This is a genomic window from Clostridium sp. TJA032 (genome assembly GCF_058310275.1).
In genome coordinates, this window is sequence record NZ_JBZEFB010000001.1 from 1 (window position 1) to 21,810 (window position 21,810).

At 26.4% G+C, this 21,810-nt stretch carries 17 protein-coding genes, 1 tRNA gene, 2 rRNA genes and 1 riboswitch (1 of these 21 only partly in view); of the genes, 19 read left to right on the top strand and 1 reads right to left on the bottom strand.

What is annotated here, in order from left to right:
* The 18 genes from AC4FRL_RS00005 to AC4FRL_RS00090 all read left to right on the top strand — a co-directional run.
* Positions 1-116 (top strand): 23S ribosomal RNA (locus AC4FRL_RS00005); the annotation flags it as partial.
* Positions 117-168: 52 nt separating this feature from the next.
* Positions 169-287, top strand: a 5S ribosomal RNA gene (gene rrf, locus AC4FRL_RS00010).
* Positions 288-294: 7 nt separating this feature from the next.
* Positions 295-369: transfer RNA gene (locus AC4FRL_RS00015), tRNA-Glu, on the top strand.
* Between the two features lie 256 nt (positions 370-625).
* The gene (sfsA, locus tag AC4FRL_RS00020) at positions 626-1,318 is read left to right on the top strand and encodes a DNA/RNA nuclease SfsA (RefSeq protein WP_491137880.1); all 693 of its coding nucleotides are present in this window, start codon (positions 626-628) and stop codon (positions 1,316-1,318) included.
* A 283-nt stretch (positions 1,319-1,601) separates the two neighbouring features.
* Positions 1,602-2,141: an NAD(+) diphosphatase gene (locus tag AC4FRL_RS00025; RefSeq protein WP_491137881.1), complete on the top strand. Its 540-nt coding sequence runs from the start codon at positions 1,602-1,604 to the stop codon at positions 2,139-2,141.
* Between the two features lie 104 nt (positions 2,142-2,245).
* Positions 2,246-2,416: riboswitch (Lysine riboswitch) on the top strand.
* A gap of 113 nt (positions 2,417-2,529) precedes the next feature.
* Positions 2,530-3,825, top strand: a complete 1,296-nt coding sequence (lysA, locus tag AC4FRL_RS00030; RefSeq protein ID WP_491137882.1) for a diaminopimelate decarboxylase — start codon at positions 2,530-2,532, stop codon at positions 3,823-3,825.
* A 397-nt stretch (positions 3,826-4,222) separates the two neighbouring features.
* A complete protein-coding gene (locus AC4FRL_RS00035; RefSeq protein WP_491137883.1) occupies positions 4,223-4,444 on the top strand; it encodes a DUF3006 domain-containing protein in 222 nt (73 codons plus the stop codon).
* Positions 4,444-4,974: a signal peptidase I gene (gene lepB / locus AC4FRL_RS00040; RefSeq protein ID WP_491137885.1), complete on the top strand. Its 531-nt coding sequence runs from the start codon at positions 4,444-4,446 to the stop codon at positions 4,972-4,974. The genes AC4FRL_RS00035 and lepB overlap by 1 nt, the downstream gene beginning before the upstream one ends.
* A 24-nt stretch (positions 4,975-4,998) precedes the next feature.
* Entirely contained in the window at positions 4,999-7,122 is a 2,124-nt protein-coding gene (gene ftsH / locus AC4FRL_RS00045) for an ATP-dependent zinc metalloprotease FtsH (RefSeq protein ID WP_491137886.1), read from the top strand.
* 142 nt (positions 7,123-7,264) lie between these two features.
* Positions 7,265-9,385, top strand: coding sequence for a HelD family protein (locus AC4FRL_RS00050; protein ID WP_491137888.1), 2,121 nt, complete (start codon positions 7,265-7,267; stop codon positions 9,383-9,385).
* 164 nt (positions 9,386-9,549) lie between these two features.
* On the top strand, positions 9,550-11,361 hold the full coding sequence (locus AC4FRL_RS00055) for an LTA synthase family protein (protein ID WP_491137889.1): 1,812 nt from the start codon (positions 9,550-9,552) through the stop codon (positions 11,359-11,361).
* Between the two features lie 148 nt (positions 11,362-11,509).
* Entirely contained in the window at positions 11,510-12,424 is a 915-nt protein-coding gene (locus AC4FRL_RS00060; protein ID WP_491137890.1) for a decaprenyl-phosphate phosphoribosyltransferase, read from the top strand.
* A gap of 10 nt (positions 12,425-12,434) precedes the next feature.
* Complete coding sequence (locus tag AC4FRL_RS00065; RefSeq protein ID WP_491137892.1) at positions 12,435-14,030, top strand: hypothetical protein; 1,596 nt, start codon at positions 12,435-12,437, stop codon at positions 14,028-14,030.
* A gap of 15 nt (positions 14,031-14,045) precedes the next feature.
* Complete coding sequence (locus AC4FRL_RS00070; RefSeq protein WP_491137894.1) at positions 14,046-14,681, top strand: HAD family hydrolase; 636 nt, start codon at positions 14,046-14,048, stop codon at positions 14,679-14,681.
* A gap of 3 nt (positions 14,682-14,684) precedes the next feature.
* Positions 14,685-15,029, top strand: a complete 345-nt coding sequence (locus AC4FRL_RS00075; RefSeq protein WP_491137895.1) for an EamA family transporter — start codon at positions 14,685-14,687, stop codon at positions 15,027-15,029.
* The gene (locus AC4FRL_RS00080; protein ID WP_491137896.1) at positions 15,022-15,354 is read left to right on the top strand and encodes an EamA family transporter; all 333 of its coding nucleotides are present in this window, start codon (positions 15,022-15,024) and stop codon (positions 15,352-15,354) included. The genes AC4FRL_RS00075 and AC4FRL_RS00080 overlap by 8 nt, the downstream gene beginning before the upstream one ends.
* A 31-nt stretch (positions 15,355-15,385) precedes the next feature.
* A complete protein-coding gene (locus tag AC4FRL_RS00085) occupies positions 15,386-17,224 on the top strand; it encodes an LTA synthase family protein (RefSeq protein WP_491137897.1) in 1,839 nt (612 codons plus the stop codon).
* Between the two features lie 146 nt (positions 17,225-17,370).
* Complete coding sequence (locus AC4FRL_RS00090; RefSeq protein ID WP_491137899.1) at positions 17,371-19,218, top strand: LTA synthase family protein; 1,848 nt, start codon at positions 17,371-17,373, stop codon at positions 19,216-19,218.
* Positions 19,219-19,266: 48 nt separating this feature from the next.
* On the opposite strand, the gene AC4FRL_RS00095 is transcribed toward AC4FRL_RS00090, so the two are convergent.
* Positions 19,267-20,448: a cation diffusion facilitator family transporter gene (locus AC4FRL_RS00095; RefSeq protein WP_491137900.1), complete on the bottom strand. Its 1,182-nt coding sequence runs from the start codon at positions 20,446-20,448 to the stop codon at positions 19,267-19,269.
* 515 nt (positions 20,449-20,963) lie between these two features.
* On the opposite strand from AC4FRL_RS00095, the gene AC4FRL_RS00100 reads away from it, so the two are divergent.
* Positions 20,964-21,810, top strand: the 5' portion of a protein-coding gene (locus AC4FRL_RS00100) for an N-acetylmuramoyl-L-alanine amidase (protein WP_491139508.1). Its footprint extends 47 nt past the window's final position; the window shows 847 of its 894 coding nt (coding positions 1-847); the start codon lies at positions 20,964-20,966; the stop codon falls past the right edge of the window.

A 21,810-nucleotide genomic window follows, 5' to 3' on the forward strand; every position in this document is an offset into this window, starting at 1 on the left:
TTTCCCATAGCGTAAGCTAGTAAGATCCCTTGAAGAACACAAGGTTGATAGGTCGGAGGTGTAAGCATGGTAACATGTTCAGCTGACCGATACTAATAGATCGAGGGCTTGACCAAATATAGTAAATTAAATATGTGCAATTTTGAAAGAATAAAGTTCTTTTAAACATCTGGTGATGATGCTCTTTAGGGTAACACCCGTTTTCCATTCCGAACACGAAGGTTAAGCCTATGGAGGCCGATGGTACTGCACGGGAGACTGTGTGGGAGAGTAGGTGGTTGCCAGGTTAAGTTTGGCCCCTTGGTCAAGCGGTTAAGACACCACCCTTTCACGGTGGTAACAGGGGTTCGATTCCCCTAGGGGTCACCATAAACTCGATAAGCAATGCTTATCGAGTTTTTTATTATAAAATTTTAAAATTTTATAATTATTGACCTTTAATTTATTTCTTGTTAATAAAATAGATTTTATGTAGAATATATAACAAGGAATTAAGTAACTAAAAATGCAAAATAATATAATTTATATAAGAAATTTTTATTTTAAATAATTTATAAAGTATTAAGTTTAAATAATTATTTATAAAAATAATCAATAAGTATATTTATTAAAGAGGGTATTATAAATGAAATATGGTAGTACTATTGAAAAAGCTATTTTTTTAAAAAGACCAAATAGATTTCAAGCATATGTGCTTTTAGATAATAAAGAAATATTAGTTCATGTACCTAATACAGGAAGGTGTAGAGAAATTTTAAAAGAAGGTTGCACAGTACTTTTAAGGAGAGGAACTACTAAAAATAGAAAAACTCCCTATGATTTAATTGCAGCTTATAAAGGAGAAGTTTTAATAAATATAGACTCTCAAGCTCCTAATAAAGTAGTTGAAGAAGCATTAAAAAATAAAAAAATAAAAAAATTAGAAAGATTTAATAATATAAGTAGAGAAAAAACTTTTGGAAATTCTAGATTTGATTTTAAATTACAAGATGATAATGATAATGTTTATTTTTTAGAGGTTAAAGGAGTAACCTTAGAGGAAAATGGAGAAACTAAATTTCCAGATTCACCTACTGAAAGAGGGAGAAAGCATTTATTAGAGCTTATAGAAGTAAAGAAATTAGGTATGAGTGCAGGAGTTCTTTTTTTAATACAATTAGAGAAGGTGATTAATTTTTCTCCAAATGATGAAAAAGACCCTAAATTTTCAGAAGCTTTAAGATTAGCTAAAAATGAAGGTGTAGATATTTTTTGTTATAATTGTAAAGTTACTGAAGAGGAGATAGAATTACTTAAGCCTATAGAAATAATTTTATAATTATATTTAATAAAATTTTATTTAGAAAATCAATTTTAATTTTCAAATTTATGTTCATATAAAATAATAGAAGTATTTTAGAATATGAAAGGTGGTGAACTTTAGTTAGCGTAATCTATATTACTATTCTTAGTTAAAATAGAGAAAATTTATAAATCATATTAAATTAGGTTTTTAAATTTACATAAGGGAAATATATTTTAATTTAACATATATAAGGTTAGATAAATTTTTAAAATATATTATAGAAGGTAATATATTTGCTTTACTAAAGAGAGTGATTATGAAATTTAAATATTGTCCATTATGCGGTGAAAAATTAGAGCTTAAAGATAGTTGGGATGAAGGAAATGTGCCTTATTGTAGTAAACATAATATGATGTTTTTTGATTTGCCTAAGCCTTGTGTTGTGGTTGCTGTTATAAAGAAGGATGAAATACTTCTTTTAAAACAAAGTTATATTTATGAAAATTCTAAGGTGCTTATCTCAGGTTATGTAGGAGTTGATGAGACTGCAGAAGAAACTGTATATAGAGAAGTTAAAGAAGAAACAGGAATAACTGTTAAAGATATAAAATACTTAGGTAGTGATTTTGTAAAAGGAAAAGAATTACTTATGTTAACGTATTTAGCTTATTATGAAACTGGAGAAATAAAAAAATCTGAAGAAGTAGAAGGAGTGGCTTGGTATAATATAGAAGATGCTCTTTGTGAATTAAATGAGGATAGTATAGGCAAAAGAGTAGTTAAAAAGGTATTAAAAGAAATAGGATATGAAGGAACTAAAGCCTTTAGATGTGAAGGAAATAGTTGTAAGGTATAAATTTTTTATTGATAATTTTAATTTATACTATTGCATTATTTAAAAGTTTTTAGTAAGATTATAAACAATAATTAATATAATAAAAATAAATAAGTTTAAAATAGGACCAAAGTAGAGGTGCTGTAATTAAGAGTAGCTATAAGCAGTTGACAAACGTTTATGTATAGTGAAAGGAATTATGGCCGAAGAAAATGAGATGGTAATCAAATTTTCTGGGTATATGTATAATATGCATATAACTGTCACTTTGAAAAAAGTGGAGTGCTACAAGGTACGCTAAGTTGCGATTAAAGCAGCAAGGGTGTTCCTTTGCTGTTTTTATTTTTATAAAATCGATAGCTTTGCATACTTTTATACTCTACAACTAGAAATTTGTGGAGGGAAAAATATGAGATTATTTGGAACAATGAAGGTAGAAGAAAATGAATTATATATTGGAGGAATAAAAGCTAAAGCTTTAGCTAATGAATATGGAACTCCTTTATATGTTATTGATGAAGAATTAATAAGAGATAATTGTAGAAGATATTATAAAGCTATGAAGTGTAATGAAAGAGGAAATAGAGTTACTTATGCTGGGAAAGCTTTTATAAATATGGCTATGTGCAACTTAGTTAAAGAGGAAAATTTATATTTAGATGTTGTTTCTGGAGGAGAATTATATACTGCATATAGAGCAGGTTTTCCTATGGAAAGAATATATTTTCATGGTAATAATAAATCAGATTATGAAATAGATTTAGGAGTAAGATTGAAAATTGGAAGATTTATAGTGGATAATATACATGAGTTAGAACTTTTAAATTCTATAGCAAGAGATTATGGTATTATTCAAAAAGTTTATTTAAGAATAACTCCAGGTATAGAAGCTCATACTCATGACTATATAAAAACAGGTCAAATAGATTCTAAATTTGGATTTCCCGTACTTGGAAATACTGTTTATGAAGTTATTAAAAAAGCCTTAGCTTTAGAGTATATAGACCTTAAGGGATTACATTGTCATATAGGTTCTCAAATATTTGATTTAGAGCCTTATGAAGATGCTACAGAAATTATGTTAAAGCTTATAAAAAGCATAAAAGAAAATTTAGGCTATGAAATAGAAGAATTAGATTTAGGTGGTGGCTTTGGTATATATTATACTGATGAGGATACTCCAAAAGAAATAGAAGAATATTGTTTATCAATAATAAATAAAGCTGATGAGGTTTGTGAAGAATTAAATATGAAGCTTCCTATACTTACAGTTGAGCCAGGAAGAAGTATAGTTGGAAATGCTGGAATAACACTTTATACTGTAGGAGCTATTAAAGAAATTCCTAGCATAAGAAAATATGTAAGTGTAGATGGGGGAATGAGTGATAATATAAGACCCGCTTTATATAGTGCAAATTATGATTCCTTAATAGCTAATAGAGTTTTTAATAATTATAAGGAAGTAGTTACTGTAGCGGGAAAATGTTGTGAGTCAGGAGATGTGCTTTTAAATTCAATAGAAATGCCTAAAATGGAAACGGGAGATATATTAGCAATTATGTCTACTGGTGCTTATGGGTACTCTATGGCAAATAACTATAACAAAATTCCTAAAGCGGCAGTTGTAAGTGTAAATCAAGGGTTATCAAAGCTTATGTGCAAAAGAGAAACTTATGAAGATTTGCTTAAAAATGAATGTTTTTAATTTTTTAAAGTTGTATAGAAATAACTATACAACTTTTTTTATTAAATAAAAGAGAATTAAAGTATATAATAAAAGGGAAGTATAAGAAAATAAGAATTTTATTTTTAGGATTTTATTTAATAGTTAAGTTTTTTTAAAAATTATTTCTTAAAGATTTAAATATTTAAATTTTAAAGACACAAAAAAGACATAATAAATTGATAAAATAATACTAAAATATTTATGAAACTTAAGGGTAAAACTATGAATTAAAGTTTACAAACTTATGGTAATTTATGATATACTTATATTTGATACTTTAAGATTACTAAAGGTAAAAAATTCTAAAATTATTGAAGGATAATTTTATTTTAATTAAATTATTCTAAAGACTAATATTCGGAACAAGGAGTATAAAATGAAAGAAATAGTAGTAGATAGAATAGAAGGACATTTTATCGTATGTGAAGATGAAGATGGAAATGTTTTAGAATTAAAAAAAGACGACGTAAAAGGTAACGTAAAAGAGGGGGATGTTCTAGTTAAAGGTAAGGAAGATAAGTTTTGTTTGAATAAAGCGCTTACAGAAAAAAGAAAAAAAGAAATAGAAGACTTAATGAAAGGTATGTGGGAAGAGTAATGGGTTCTAATAATAAAAAGAAGAAATCATTCTTTTTAGATTGGATTATACCAATCTTAATAGCCTTAGTATTAGCTTTTTTGATCCGACAATTTTTATTATTTAAGATAAAAGTTCCAACAGGGTCAATGATGCCAACAGTAGAAATTGGTGATCAGCTATTTGTTACAAGAGTACACAATCCGAATAATATTAAAAGAGGAGACATAGTAGTTTTTAATTCAGAGGAGTTAAATGAGCCACTTTTAAAGCGTGTTATAGGTATGCCTGGTGAGCATGTAGAGATAAAAAGTGATGGTTCAGTTTATATAAATGGAAATAAGCTTGAAGAAGACTATGTAAAATATCAAGGTGGAAAAACTAATATGTCTTTTGATGTTCCTGAAGGGAAATATTTAATGCTAGGTGATAACAGAAATAATAGTGATGATTCTAGGTATTGGAGTTACCCTTATGTAGATGGAGACGACATAGAAGCAAAAGCACAATTGACAATATATCCTTTTGATAGAATAGGATTTGTAAAATAAACATTAGAGAAGGAGGACTGAGGTATGTTTAAAGATAAAAAAATGCTTAAATATATTGCCATATATAGTATTATAGCTTTTGGTATATTATTAATATTTAACATGGTTAAAGATGAAATGCTATATGAAAAAGTAGATTATAGTACATTTATGCAGATGTTAGATAAAAAGGAGATTGAATCTGTAAATTTTTCAGGTAATCAAATTGAAATAACGCCTTCAGATAGTAGTAATCTAAAAGGAAAGATATTATACACAACTAATCCAGCAGTTGCAGGACTTAGCCAACCAGATTTAATTAAGGATTTAACTTCAGCAGGAGTTGGATTTAATGTAACAAAACCTGAAAATTATCAACTTTTAGGATTATTAATGTCATGGATTTTACCATTTCTTCTAATTGTTTTTGTAGGTAAAATGATGTTCTCTAAGATGAACAATAAAATGGGCGGAGGAGTAATGTCCTTTGGTAAAAATAATGCTAAACTTTATGCTGAAAATGAAACAGGAATAACTTTTAAAGATGTTGCAGGACAAGATGAAGCTAAAGAGTCTTTAGTTGAAATTGTAGATTTCTTACATGATACAAAAAAATATGTTGAAATAGGTGCTAAACTTCCTAAGGGAGCTTTATTAGTAGGGCCTCCAGGAACAGGTAAAACATTACTTGCTAAAGCCGTTGCTGGTGAAGCAAAAGTGCCATTTTTCTCAATGTCAGGTTCAGACTTTGTTGAAATGTTTGTTGGTATGGGAGCAGCTAGAGTAAGAGATTTATTTAAGCAAGCAGAAGAAAAAGCACCATGTATAGTTTTTATAGATGAAATTGATGCTATAGGTAAAAGTAGAGATGGTGCTATACAAGGAAATGATGAAAGAGAGCAAACTCTTAATCAGTTATTAACAGAAATGGATGGTTTTGATTCTTCAAAGGGTGTTGTTATTTTAGCAGCTACAAATAGACCAGAGGTTTTAGATAAAGCACTATTAAGACCAGGTAGATTTGATAGAAGAATAATAGTAGATAGACCAGATTTAATAGGTAGAGAAGAAATATTAAAGGTTCACTCTAGAGATGTTAAATTATCAGATGATGTATCTTTAGAAGAAGTTGCAAAATCTACTCCTGGTGCAGTAGGAGCAGACTTAGCTAATATAGTAAATGAAGCTGCTTTAAGAGCTGTAAAACATGGTAGAAAATTTGTAATTCAAGAAGACTTAGATGAAGCTGTTGAAGTTATTATAGCAGGTCAAGAAAAGAGAGATAGAATACTTTCACCAAAAGAAAAGAAGATTGTTGCATATCACGAAGTTGGGCATGCATTAGTTGCAGCTTTATTAAATAATACTGACCCAGTTCATAAAATAACAATAGTTCCTAGAACTATGGGAGCCTTAGGATACACAATGCAACTTCCAGAAGAAGAAAAATATTTAGTATCTAAGGAAGAAATGATAGATCAAATATCTGTTATGTTAGGTGGTAGAGCTGCTGAAGAAGTAGTATTCCACAGTATAACTACTGGAGCTTCAAATGATATTGAAAGAGCTACTCAGTCAGCTAGAAATATGATAACTATTTATGGTATGAGTAAGAGATTTGATATGATGGCTTTAGAAGCTATGAGCAACAGATATTTAGATGGAAGACCAGTTAGAAACTGTTCAGAAACTACTGCAGCAATAGCAGATGAAGAAGTTTTACATGTTATAAAGAGTGCTCATGAAAAATCAATTAAGATTTTAACTGAAAATAGAGATTTATTAGATGAAATAGCAGGAGTTCTTTTAGATAAAGAAACTATAATGGGCGATGAATTTATGGAAATAGTTTATTCTAAATATCCTGAAAAGAGAGAAGCTGATGAAAAGGCTAAGAGAGAAATTCAAAGCTTAAGAGAACAAGCTTTAGCTAAGAGAAAAGAAAAAGAAGAAGCTATTAAAAAGGCTAGAGAAGAAGCTTTAAGATTAGAAGAAGAAGAAAGAAAGAAAGCTGAACAACAAGCCATTGATGAAGCTAGAAATGAAGCTTTAAAATTACTTAATCCTAAAGAAAACATAAATGAAGAAAATTCTGAGGGAAATAAAGAGAGTGATGAAGAAAATAAAGTTTCATTAGAAGATGAAAATAAACAAGATTCTAATGAGTAAGAATATAATCTTTTTAAATTGTGCATGAAGTAAAATGCTTCATGCACAATTTTATTTTAAATAGTATCTTGCTATTTAAAGGAAATTTAATTTAATAAATTGGTTATAATCAATTATTAGATAGTAAGAAAGGAAGAGGCTAATGAATGAAAAAAAAGATATAGAGTTTTTAGTTGAAGAGAAAAAATTAGAGGAAGTTTCTAATATATTAAATGAAGAAATGCTTTCCTATATAAATAAAAGAAAGTTTGTAACACAATATATATTAGATTATAGAAAAAATGCAATTGAAGAATATAAAGATGATGAAGATAAGTTAATAGAGTATTTTGACCATGAAAGATATGTAAAAGAACAGTCCTTTGCTACAATAGATAAAAGACTAAAAGAACTAACAATTTTAAAAGATTCACCATACTTTGGAAGAGTTACTTTTAAAGATTTAGAATTTGACCAAAGAGATACTATGTATATTGGAAGATTTGGAGTTACTCCTGAAGGGAGTTATGAGCCTGCAATCGTTGATTGGAGAGCACCTGTAGCTTCTCTTTTTTATCATGGAACTTTAGGAGAGGCAACATATGTATCACCAGAAGGAATAATAAACTGTGATATAGAAGGAAGAAGACAAATTATCGTTAAAAAAGGAGAGTTAAAAGGTGTTTTTGATTCTGCTGTAGATGTAAAAGATGATATTTTACAAATGGTTTTAAGTAATAACAGTTCTGATAAACTTAAAGATGTAATAATGACACTTCAAAAGGAACAAGATGAAATAATAAGAAAGGATAGAACAACTAATATAGTTGTAAATGGGGTAGCTGGTAGTGGTAAAACAACTATAGCTCTTCATAGAGTTGCATATCTTTTATATAATTACAGAAAAGAATTAGAAGATAAAGTTCTTATTTTAGGGCCTAATAGTATATTTATGGAGTACATTTCACAGGTGTTACCAAGTCTTGGAGAGGTTGGAGTAAAACAAGAAACTTTTGCAAGCTTTGCTTTAAAGGAAATGGATAAAGAGCTTTATATAATGAGTTTTGATAAGTACTTAGAAAAAATACTTTCAAAGGATAAGAATTTTTTAGAAGATGTAATGTATAAAAATTCATATAAAGTAATAGAGGATTTAGACCTTTTAATAAGCGATATGAATAAAGATTACTTTAAGGTTCAGGATGTAAAATATTTTGATGAATTAGTTGTTTCAAAAGAAGAAATAGAAGAAATGTTTAATAAGCATTATGAATATATGCCTTTGTTTAGAAGAAGTGAAAAAATAAAGAGAATAATAATATCTAAAATAAAAGATAAAAGAGATGAAAAGGTATGGGAGTTAAATGAAGAAATAAGAAAAGAAAAAGAAAAGTTAACACCAGAGGAACTTTTAATAGAAGAAAATAATTTAGAATTTAGAAGAAGATTAAGAATAAGAGAGATAATTAGTGAAGTAATTAAATCTAAGTCTAAGCTTGATGAATGGATTTTAAGAGAAGATATATTAGATATATATGATAGATTTAATGATAATAATAAAGAATATACAATAAATGATTTAGCTCCAATATTATATTTATCAATAAAATTAGAAGGGAAAAAAGCAACTAAAGATTACAGACATGTAGTTATAGATGAGGCACAAGATTATTCGCCACTTCAATTTAAGGTTGTGAGAGAGTTAACTGGAAGTAAGTATTTTACAGTTGTAGGAGATGTAAATCAAAGACTTATTAAATACTCTGATTTAGCACCTATGATGGAATTAGAAAAAATATTTGATGAAAGAAATATAGAAATTTATAATTTAAATAAAAGCTATAGAAGTACTTATGAAATAATGGAATATGCTAATAAATATCTTAATGAAGATAGAATAATACCTTTAGTTAGACATGGTAAAAAAGTTGAAGAAATTGAATTTAATAAATATGAAGAACTTTCAGAGTATATTGTTGAATCTTTAAAAGAGTTTACAAGTGAAGGTTTAGAAAGTATTGCTATTATAACAAGGGATAAAGAAGAGTTAGATAAAATTTATAATATTATTAGTAGTAAGGTTCATTTAGTGAAGTTTGATAATGAGGATGTTCTTTATAAAGGTGGAAATGTTATAATACCATCTTATTTTGCAAAAGGTTTAGAGTTTGATGGAGTTATTATGATAGATGAGCTTAAGAAAAAAGGTAGAGAGGAAGACTTGATAAAATATATAATGAGTACTAGAGCACTTCATAGATTAAAAGAAATAAAGATTAGATAAATTAATTAGTATAGTAAGAATAAAAGAAGCAAATAATATTATTTGCTTCTTTTATTCTTAATTCTTAATTATTTTTATTAAGTTTTAACTAATATGAAATTTTATCTTCAAATGATATAATAATTAAAGTAAATAAATAAAAAAATAGATAGTGAGGAAATTTTATGAAGGAAAAAGTAAAAGGCTTTTTAAAATGCAACTGGGTTTTTATATTTTTAGTAGTTATTTTGCAGTTAAAATCCATGATGCTTTTGTCAATGCTTAGGACACCAGATTCTGCAAGTATGAATTTTGCAACGATGTATTTTACTCCTCCTGCTTGGTGGGCACATATTGCTATAATTACTTTAATAGCAAGTTTTGTGTATTTATTTAAGGGGAAGGGAAGAATAAGGACAGCAGTAGTTATTGATATTTTAGTAACTATTTTATTTATAGCTGATATTTGGTATTACAGAGTAAATGGAACATTTTTATCAATAAGACATTTGATTGAACCTAATATTTTTAATCCTATAGGAAAAAGTTTATTTAATTTTAAACCTATAGATTTACTTTTTTTATTAGATTTTGTAATACTGTTTTTTGTTTATAACTTTACAGGATTAAAGAACATAAAATATAAAAGTGCTTTAAAAACAAGATTAATGGCCTTTGGTAGCATATTTGTAATAAGTGCTGCTGTAATAGGATTTTCACATAATTACATAGATATACAAGGAAAATCAGATAAAAGTTTTTTAAGAATAGCTTGGGCACCTTTTCAAACCTTTAGTGATACAAGTCCTTTAGGATATCATGGATATGATGTTTATTATTATGCTAGTAGGGGAACTGACTTAAGTGATGCTGAAAAAAATGAAATTAAGACTTGGTTTGATGAAAATAAAGAAGATTTACCTGATAATGAATATAAGGGTATTTTTGAAGGAAAGAATCTTATAGCAATACAAGTAGAGTCTCTTGAAAATTTTGTTATAGGAAAAGAAGTTTATGGTCAAGAGATTACACCAAATATAAATAAGCTTTTAAAACATAGTTTATATTTTGATAACATAAAGGAACAAAATAATTCAGGAATAAGTTCTGATTGTGATTTAATGGTTAATACATCAATGTTGCCAGTAAGAGATGGAAGTACATTCTTTGGATATCCTTGCACAGAATATAATACACTTCAAGATTTATTAAATAGCAGAGGATATAATACAATATCAACTCACCCAGAGGTTCCAGGAAATTGGAACTGGGCAGAAGCACATAAATCTTTTAGAGCAGATAAAATATGGGATGCAAATCAATTTGACCAAAGTGAATTAATTGGGCTTGGAATGTCAGATGAATCTTATTTAAGACAAGTTGGTGAAAGATTAAAAACTGAGAAACAACCTTTTTACACTTTTTTAGTTACTTTAACAAGTCATGGACCATTTGAAATACCAGAGGATAAACAATACTTAGATTTACCAAAGGATTTAAATGAAAATATGTTAGGTGCATATTTCCAAAGTGTTAGATATACAGATGAAGCAATTGGTAAATTTATAAATCAATTAAAAGAAGAAAATCTTTTAGATAACACAGTAATAATGCTTTATGGAGATCATTGTGGAGTTCATAAGTTTTATGAAGAGGATATTAAAAATGCACCATTAGAGGGCGATTGGTGGAAAGATAATGGAAAAGAAATTCCATTTTTAGTTTACAATCCAAGTTTAAAGGGAGAGGTTATCTCTAAAGAAGGAGGACAAATTGACTTTTTACCAACAATAGCGTATTTATTAGGCTTTAATAGAGATGCTTTTGAAAATACTTCAATGGGAAGAGTTTTAGTAAATACTAATAGAAATTCAATAATATTAAATGATGGAGAAATAGTTGGAAATCCAACTAAAGAAGAGAAGGAACATTTAGAAAAGTCCTTTAGAATTTCAGATATGGTTATACAAGGAAATTACTTTAAAAATAATAAATAATAAAAAATAAAAAACTATCAATTAAAAATTTTATTTTAATTGATAGTTTTTTATTTTTTATTAAATTAATTTATTTAGGTATAAACAAATAACTATGATATAATATTAGTCGTTGAAAATTTGAACAAATTATTAATGGAGGTTTAACATGGAGAACAGTGAATACAACTATGAGAGGGTAAATAATAAAAATTGTGAAAATTTTATTATTAATCTTTTAAAATTGATGAGACCAAAGCAATGGGTAAAAAACTTTTTTGTATTTGGAGCATTAATATTTTCATATAGTTTTTTAAATCTAAATAAGGATAAAAGTGCTTTATTAGCTTTTGTTTTATTCTGTCTAATATCTTCTTCTGTTTATATAATGAACGATATTTTAGATGTTGAAAGAGATAGAGTACATCCTAAAAAAAGATTTAGACCTATAGCAAGTGGTGCTATTTCAATTAAACAATCTATAATTTCTTTAGTATTAATATTATCTGTTAGTATGGTTAGTGCTTTTTTTATAAACAAGGGGTTATTTATTATTTTAATGCTATATTTTATAAATAATATTTTTTATTCTTTTAAAATAAAAAATATTGTAATTTTAGATGTTATTTTCATAGCAATAGGATTTATATTAAGGGTTATAGCAGGAGGAATAGCAATTAATGTTTCTTTATCAGGATGGATTTTATTATGTACATTTTTTATTTCTTTGTTTTTAGGTTTTGAGAAAAGAAGAAATGAAATAATAAAACTAGAAGGAAAAGCTAATGAACATAGAAAAATCTTAGAGGATTACTCTGATGAATTATTAAAACAATTTTCAGATATTACATTAACTTGCACAATAATAAGTTATGCTATGTATACCTTTGTAGCTTATGAAAATATCTATATGACAATAACTAATATATTTGTTGTATATGGTTTATTTAGATATAAGTATTTAAGTATGAAAAAAGGTGAGGGAGGAAGCCCTACTGAAACTGTATTAACAGATAAGAGTATAATTATTGATGTAATATTATGGGCTATTACAAGTGTTATATTACTTTTATATGTAGTTTAAGAGGTGAATAATGGAAAAAAGGTTAGGAAACTTAAAAAGTAATAAACTATCATATTATACTATAATTTTATCTTTTATGTTTTTAGTTTTTATAGGAAGTATATTTATTGGCAATAGTATTTTATTTATTTTTAATAGTTCTATAAATAAATTAGGCATAATTATTTTTCCTATAATATCTTTAATTTTATCTAAGTTTATTTTAGATAAGGATGGAGAAAAAATAAAATGGAGATACATGATAGGAATTCTTATTTTATTTTATGTAATTATATTTATTTTAGGATTTATAAATAATTTTATATGGGATTCAAGCTATGATTCTCTTTCTTATCATCAAGAGGGAATAATAAGACTTAAAAATGGATGGAATCCTTTTTTTGATGAGGGAAATAATGTAGATATTTGGGTAAAGCATTATACAAAAGCACCTTGGATTTTTGCTGCTTCAATTTATGTAGTTACTGGAAAAATTGAAACAGCAAAGGTTTTAAATATGTTATTACCTATAATAATTTCCTTATTGGGATTTGCAATTTTTTATTTAATAACAAATAAGAAAATATTATTATCATTAATTGGAGCTTTATTATTAGCTATTAATCCGGTAAATGTAAGTCAGATTTTTACATATTACGTAGATGCTTCTTTAGGTATATATATAGTTATATTAGTAATAAATTTATTTCTTATTTTATTTTTTAAAGATTTATTTTATTTTAAATATTTTGCCCTTATAAATATTGCCACCTTTTTAGTAAATATAAAATTTACTGGCTTAGCTTATGCAGGAGGTATTTTAACTGCATTTCTTATATGTAATTTTATATATAGTAGTAAATCTTATAATATAAAGCTAATTATATTTTTAATTGTAAGTTTTATTTTTTCTGTTTTAATTATTGGATTTAATCCTTATGTAAAAAATACAATAATTAATGGACATCCTTTATATCCTTTAGCAGGAGAAAATAAAATTGATATTATGACAAATAATACACCAGAGGAATTTAGATATGATGGTGAATTTGAAAAAGCATATAAAGCTTTGATAGCTAATCCTTCTGTTGATAATAGAATAGGAAAAGCACCAAAGAGTATTAAAGAAATGTTTGAAATTAAAGAAGGGACAAAAAAGATTTACGCTGCAGCTGACCCAAGATTAAGAGGTTTTGGAATTTACTCAGTAATATTTCTACCAATATCTTTCTTATTTTTAATAGTCCTTATATTAAAATGTAGTGATAAAAAATTAAAGACCTGTTCTATAGTTTTAAGTGTTTTTTTAGCTTTTGTTATATTATATTGTGGTGATTTTTGGTGGGCTAGATATATGTCATTTATTTGGGCTATACCTGTGTTAATATATGTATTAATGGGCAATAGCAAAAATAAAATTATAAAAATACTTGGTTACGTATTTTTAATTATTATGTTGGTTAATTCAATTATAATGATTCCATCAACTTTAAAAATAAAAAATGATTTATCTAAGGATTTAAAAAAGGAGATTTTAATTGATAAAACAATAAGAAAGGATGAGTTTAAATTTTCAAAGATAAATAAGGCAGAGGAATTTAATTTAAATTATAAAATAGTAGATTAAAAGGTGATTAGTAGAATGAAAAATACAAAAGTTGCTTTATTTGATATTGATAAAACCTTAATAAAAGGTGATTCTATGTTTAAATTATTAAAATACACTATAAATAAATATCCTAAAGCTATTTTAAGATTACCAGAATTATTTTTTGTATTATTTTTTTATAAATTAGGTTTTATAAATACTAAAAAAGCAAAGGAAAATATGTTTTATACTTTAAAATATTTAACAAAGGAAGATATAGAAGAGTTTTTTTTTAAGGTAATAAAAAATTCAGTTTATAATGATGCAATTTTAGAAATGAAAAAATTAAAATCTAAAGGTTATTATATACTTTTAGTTACAGCTTCTTTAGAATGTTATTTGAAATTTTTTGAATTAGAAGAATATGTAGATGGGGTAATAGGAACAAAGGTATATTATAAAAGTGGTAAATATTTAAATAAAATAAATGGAGAGAATTGCAAGGGTGAGGAAAAAGTAAAAAGAATAAATAAATATTTAAAAAAGAAAAAATTATTTATAGACAAAGAAAATTCTGTAGCCTATTCAGATTCTCTTTCAGATATGCCTATGTTTAATTTGGTAAAAAAGGCATATTTAATAAATTATAATAAGAAAAACTTAGATTATGAAATATTAAAATGGAAGTAGGAAATGATTTTGAAAAATAATAAGCTTTGGAAAGGAATAGTACTAATAATTATATCAGCTTTATGTACTTCTTTTGGACAGTTATTTTGGAAATTTGGAATTAATAAGAGCATACTTTTTATATTATTCGGCTTCATATTATATGGAATTGGAGCATTAACTATGATAATAGCTTTTAAATTTGGACAGTTATCAATTTTACATCCTCTTATGTGTATAGGCTATATTTTTGCTCTTATAAATGGATTTTTATTCTTAAATGAAAGAATAAGTTTTTTACAGTTTATAGGTATAGTTATTATAATTTTAGGAGTAATTTTTATTGCAAGGGGGGATAAGAGTGAATAATATAATACTTTTATTTCCTATAATGACTCTTTTAGGAGCTTTAGGTGGATATTTTTTTAAAAAAGGAGCAGAAAATCTAGAGGGAATAGTTTCACTCTTTTTAAATTGGAGAATTTATGTTGGGGGAATATTTTATGTAAGTGCAGCTCTTTTAAATATAGTAGCTCTTAAATTTTTACCTTATAGCATTGTATTACCTTTAACAGCTATTACATATATATGGACAATGATAATTTCTAAAATAGCCTTAGGAGAAAAGATAACAAGAAATAAAATAATAGGAACAATTTTAATTATAATAGGAACAATTTTTATAGCTATGTAAGGAAAAATTAAATAGTAAGGGATGATAAATTTTGACAAAAGAAAAAAATAATTTGATGCAGAAAATTTTTGGGGGGTTAAGAAAATCTTCCTTTGAGATATTATTTTATCTTATATTCATATTTAAAATAACTCTTTTCTGCACAATGTTAAAAAGTAACAATGGGTTGAAATTAAATTTAGGTACAGCAATAGGTCTTATAAGTTATGAAGATATATATTTATTACTACCTTTAATACTTATAAGCTTTGCATTTTTATTGAAAAGTAAAGGAAAGATTATATATCTTTATATTCTTGATGTTTTTATATCGATATTATTGATTTTTGATTTAATGTATTATAGATTATATAGTTCATTTCCTTCAGTAAGATATTTAATATATCCAAAACTATATAATCCTTTAGGGAAAGATTTATTTTTTATTAGAGGTAAAATGTTTTTAATATTAATTGATTTAATAATTTTACCTATATTATTTATTCTTATAAGAAAATCCTTTAAATATACTTATATAAAGTTTAAGAAAAACAGATTAAGTGCTTTTTTAATAATATTTATAATGTCAACTAGTTATGTTTTTTATAATAATTATAAGGTTTATGAGAAAAAGGGAGAATATGCCTTTGGAACTGAGTGGACACCTTCAGGAACAATATTTAGAAATACTCCTTTAGGTTATCATATGTATGATGTTTATAAGACTTTTGTTTTAGATAAGGATTTAAATTTAAGTAAAAAAGAGGAAGATAATATAAAAGAGTGGTTAGATTATAATTATGAAAACTTACCTAATAATAAATATTTTAGTACTTTAAAAGGAAAAAACTTAGTTTTTATACAAGTTGAATCTTTAGAGGATTTCGTTATAGGTAAAAAGGTTGAAGGGCAAGAAATAACACCAACATTAAATGCAATGTTAGAAAACTCATATTATTTTCCTAATATATATGAGCAGAATTTAAAAGGGAATAGTTCTGATGCAGACTTTATGGTTAACACAGGAATGCTTCCTGTATTAGATTCAGCCACTTCTTTTTCATATCCTGTAAGAGATATGGAAACTTTACCTAAAATTTTAGAAAAGATAGGCTATACAACGGCATCTTCTCATCCTGAAGTTATTGGAAATTGGAATTGGGGAGAAGTTCATAAAGGGCTTTTTAATTTTCAAAATATTTATGATATGTATAGCTTTGATTATAGCGAAGTTGTAGGTTTTGGTATGTCAGATAAAAGTTATTTAACTCAATTAGCTAATAAGGCTAAGGAATTAAAGGAGCCCTTTTATCTATATACAGTAACCTTAACAAATCATGGTCCTTTTGATATTGATGATGCTCATACAAGTATAAAAATACCTAGTGAAATAGAAGGAACTCTTATAGGACAATACTTTAAAACAGTAAGATATACTGATGAAGCCATTAAAATGTTTATGGACAAGTTAAAAGAAGAAGGAAGATTTGATAATACTGTTTTTGTTATTTATGGGGACCATGCAGGACCTACTAAATACTATAAAAATCAATTAAAAGATGTAGATTACGATGGGAACTATTGGAAACTTAATGAAAGAAAAGTACCTCTTATAATATATAATCCATCAATAGAGGGGATGGAAATAGAAACTAAAGGTGGACTTACAGATGTTATGCCTACAGTTTCATATCTTTTAGGAACAGATAATGGAAATTTAAAAAATGTCATAGGAAGAGATTTATTAAATACTAATAGAGATATAGTAGCTCTTCCAGGAGGAGAGGTAGCAGGAGAAGCTAAATCTCAAGAGGAGCTAAACCATGTTAAACAATCTTATGATATATCAAATAAAATAATAAAAGAAGACTACTTTAAAAATAACAAATAAAATATATAAAAGTATCAAACTTTAATTTAATAAGTTAAGTTTGATACTTTTTTTATAAATAAAAAAATTTTTTTGTATTTTATAGGAAAAAATGTAATAATAGAAGGTGGATTTCAAAAGAAAAATTAAATTAGAGGAGGATAATTATGGTTAAAAATCATGGGTTTTTAAAAAAAGTTGGTAATTTTTTTAAAAGTTTTCCCTTAGAAATTTTATTTTACTTTTTGCTTATAGTTAAGATAACTGTATTTTGTACTATGCTAAAGAGTAATAGTGGAATGGAATTAAATCTAGGTTTTGTATATGGACTTATAGATTATAAGATAATATATCTACTATTTCCATTAATATTTATAAGTTTTGGTTTTTTATTTAAAAGGTGGGGGAAATTTATTTATCTATATATTGTGGATTTAGGAATTTCAGCACTTTTAATTTTTGATTTACTTTATTATAGAGTTTATGGAACTTTCCCTTCAATAAAATTTTTAGTATATCCAGATTTATTTAATCCTTTAAATAAAGACCTTATATTTTTTAGAAGCAGAATGTTATTATTTGTAATAGACCTTGTGCTTTTACCAATACTATACATATTATTAAAGAAATATACTAAGGATTGGTACTTTAAGAAAACTAAATTTAGAGTAATAGCCTTTTTATTAACTTTCTTAATACCTAGTGGATGTATATTAGGAAAATACTACTTATATGATGTTAAGGATATTACTAAAGGGGAAAAGGGATTTTTAAGAGTGGCATGGACACCTACAAGTGGTCTTTTTAGGGCAACTCCTTTAGGATATCATTTCTTTGATATATATAAAACCTTCGTTCTTGATAAGGACATAAGTTTAAGTGATTCTGAAAAAGAATACATTAAATCTTGGCTAGAAGATAATTACGAGAATTTACCAGATAATAAATTTAAAGGTGAATTAAAGGGAAAAAATTTAGTTGTACTACAAATTGAATCTTTAGAAGATTTTGTTATAAACAAGAAAGTTGATGGACAGGAAATAACTCCTACCTTAAACTCTTTATTAAAGAATGCATATTATTTCCCTAATATTTATGAGGAGAATTTAACAGGATTTAGTTCAGATGCTGATTTAATGGTCAATACAGGAATGCTACCTATAACTAATGCTGCAACCTCTTTTGCTTATCCAAGTAGAAGTTTAACTACTTTACCATCTATATTAGAAAAAGACGGATATACTACAGTTTCAGCGCATCCTGAGGTAGCTGGAAGTTGGAACTGGGGAGAAGTACATCATAGCTTGCTTAAATTCCAAAATTCCTATACATTATATGATTTTAATGAAGATGAAATAATTGGATTAGGAATTTCAGATAAAAGCTATTTAAGTCAATTAGCTACTAAAGCTGGAGAATTAAAAGAGCCATTTTATTTATATACAGTAACTTTAACTAATCATGGTCCTTTTGATATTGATGATGCTCATACAAGTATAAAAATACCTAGTGAAATAGAGGGTACCCTTATAGGACAATACTTTAAAACTGTAAGATATACTGATGAAGCTATTAAAATCTTTATGGATAAATTAAAAGAAGAGGGAAGATTTGATGATACTGTTTTCGTTATTTATGGAGATCATGCAGGTCCAAATAAATATTATAAAGAACAATTAAAGGATGTTAACTTTGACGGAAACTATTGGAAGTTAGATGAAAAGAAAGTTCCTCTTATAATATATAATCCTTCAATTAAAGGTGAAACCATAGAAACAAAGGGAGGATTAATAGATGTAATGCCAACAGTAGCATACTTGCTAGGAGTAGAAAATAATGGATTAAGAGATATAATAGGAAGAAATCTTTTAAATACCAATAGAAATATAGTAGCTCTTCCAGGTGGAGAAGTAGCAGGTGAGGCAAAAAGTCAAGAGGAGTTAGACCATGTTAAAAATTCCTATGATGTTTCAACTAAAATAATTAGGTCAGATTATTTTAAAAATAATAACTAAAATAAATCTATATGTAAATAAAAAAAGGTAGCCAAAGGGCTACCTTTTTTAACAATCAAAATCTCTATCTAAAGTAATTATGCAATTATATTGAGGATGAATTTCCTTAATTGCATTTGTTATTTCTTCTTTTAATTCCTTTTCTGACATAACTTTTTTTAATTTCTCTGGATTTACAACAATATCGAAGATTAAATTTTTCTTATCACCGTTACCAACTATTCTAAAGTCATGCATAGATTCTATTAAAGGATTATATTTAATTATTTTATCAATTTCTTCCTTAGCTTGTTTAATTTCTTCATCTTCTAAACAAACAGGGTCCATATGAATTACTAAATAAATCTTTAATTTTTTAGAAATTTCTCTTTCAGCAGTATCTATAATATCATGTATTTTCATAACATTTATATCTGAAGGGATTTCAGCATGTATTGAAGCCATACATTTACCAACTCCATAGTTATGAATTATAAGGTCATGAACTCCTATTATATTATCATAAGATAAAACCATATCTTTTATGTTTTTAGCAAGTTCAGGGTCTGGTGCTTCCCCTAAAAGTGGGCTTATAGTTTCTTTAACTAAGCTAAAACCAGCATATAAAATAGCTAATGAAACAAGAACACCTATATATCCATCAATAGGAAAAGTAGTGAATTTTGCAGCTAAAAATGAAATAACAACACAAGTTGAAGTAAATACATCTCCTAAGGCATCAACTGATGCAGCTTTAAGAGCAGATGAGTTTATTTTATTTCCAGTTACTTTATTAAATCTACTTAACCAAAACTTAAAGAATATAGATATAACTAATAAAATGAAAGGAATTACTTCAAAGGTTACAGGTGTTGGATGCAGTATTCTTTCTATAGAAGATTTTGTGAATTGAAATCCCACTAACATAACCATAAATGCTACTATTAAAGCAGAAATATATTCAATTCTTCCATGCCCAAAGGGATGTTCTTTATCAGCAGGCATTTTAGCTAATTTAAAACCTATCATAGTTATAACAGAAGAACCTGCATCGGATAAGTTGTTAAAAGCATCTGCTGTTATGGCTATACTTGCTGAAAGTAGTCCTACTGAAAATTTTATTAAAAATAAAATTATATTAACAATTATTCCAACTATACTAGCTAAATAACCATAAGAACTTCTAACATTATCATCCTCTGTATTTTTATAGTCTTTAATGAAGGTTTTAATTATGAAATTTGAAAGCATATTAATCATCTCTCCATTTTTATATTATAGTTTTAGAAAAATTTAATAGCATAATTTTAAATTTTTTTAAACTAAATCTTATCTAATTATAGCACAATATTTTATATTGAAAAATATTGAAATTGCATTTAAAATATTAATCAAATTGGGAAATTTTTAATGTAGGGATTTAAAAATATAAGGGAGAGATTTTTGTGAATAAAAATAAAATAAGTGCTTTAATACTGTCTTTAGCTCTAGCAACAGGAGTTTTAGGGGCTAATGAATTAGTTATGGCAAAGGAATATAATGGTGAAATTAAAAATGGACAAGAAAAAAATAAAAGCAACTGTATAGCTGGAGATTATCATGAAGTTACAAATAAAAATAAAAAGGAAAATTCAAATACTCCAGTTATTAATGGGATAAAGGTGGACAAGGAACTTATAGATATTAATTACTCAAAGGGAGAAATTATAACTCCAAAGTATATAGTTATACATGATACAGATAATAGAGATAAAGGTGCTAATGCCATGGCAAATAGAAATTATTTTGCTAATCATCCAGATGCTAAAGCCTCAGCTCATTATATAATTGATGAAGGAAATATTATACAAGCTTTAGAAGATAATTGGAGAGGTTGGCATGTTGGAGATGGAAAAAATGGTAATATAAATAACTCTACAAGTATAGGTATAGAACTTTGTGTAAATAAAGATAATGATTTTGACAAAACTTTAGAAAATGGAATTGAGTTAACTAAATATTTAATGAAAAAACATGATATACCTTCAGAAAACGTAGTTATGCATAAAGATGCTAGTGGCAAGACTTGTTCTAGAATGATGATTGTAGATAGACCAGAATTATGGCCTTATTTTAAAGAAGAAATTTCTAGAGATGAGATTATAGATGATAATTTAAAACCTATAATGCACGGAAAGGTTATTAATGTTGAATCTATCAATGTAGTTGAAAGTCCTAGTGAACATGGAACAGTTTTGCATAAATTAAAAAAGGATGAAATAGTTAATATATATGAAGAACTAGATGGATGGTATAAAATTGATTACTTAGAGGGCGAAGAAAAAAAGTTTGGTTATATAAGTAAAGAAAATATAGCAGTAATAAATGAAGAAGAAAATAATAAACCACCAGTAGAAGAAGAAAAACCAACAGAAAGTAAAAAGGGAATAGTACAAGTAAAAAGTGAATTAAACCTTAGAAAAGGACCAGGAAGCAACTATGAAATAATAGGAAGCTTAAAGAATAATGAAAAGGTTGAAATTATAAAAGAAGTAGATGGATGGTACGAAGTAAAGGTTAATGGAAAAGTAGGCTATGTAGCAAAACAATATGTAAAAGTTTTAGAAGAAGGAA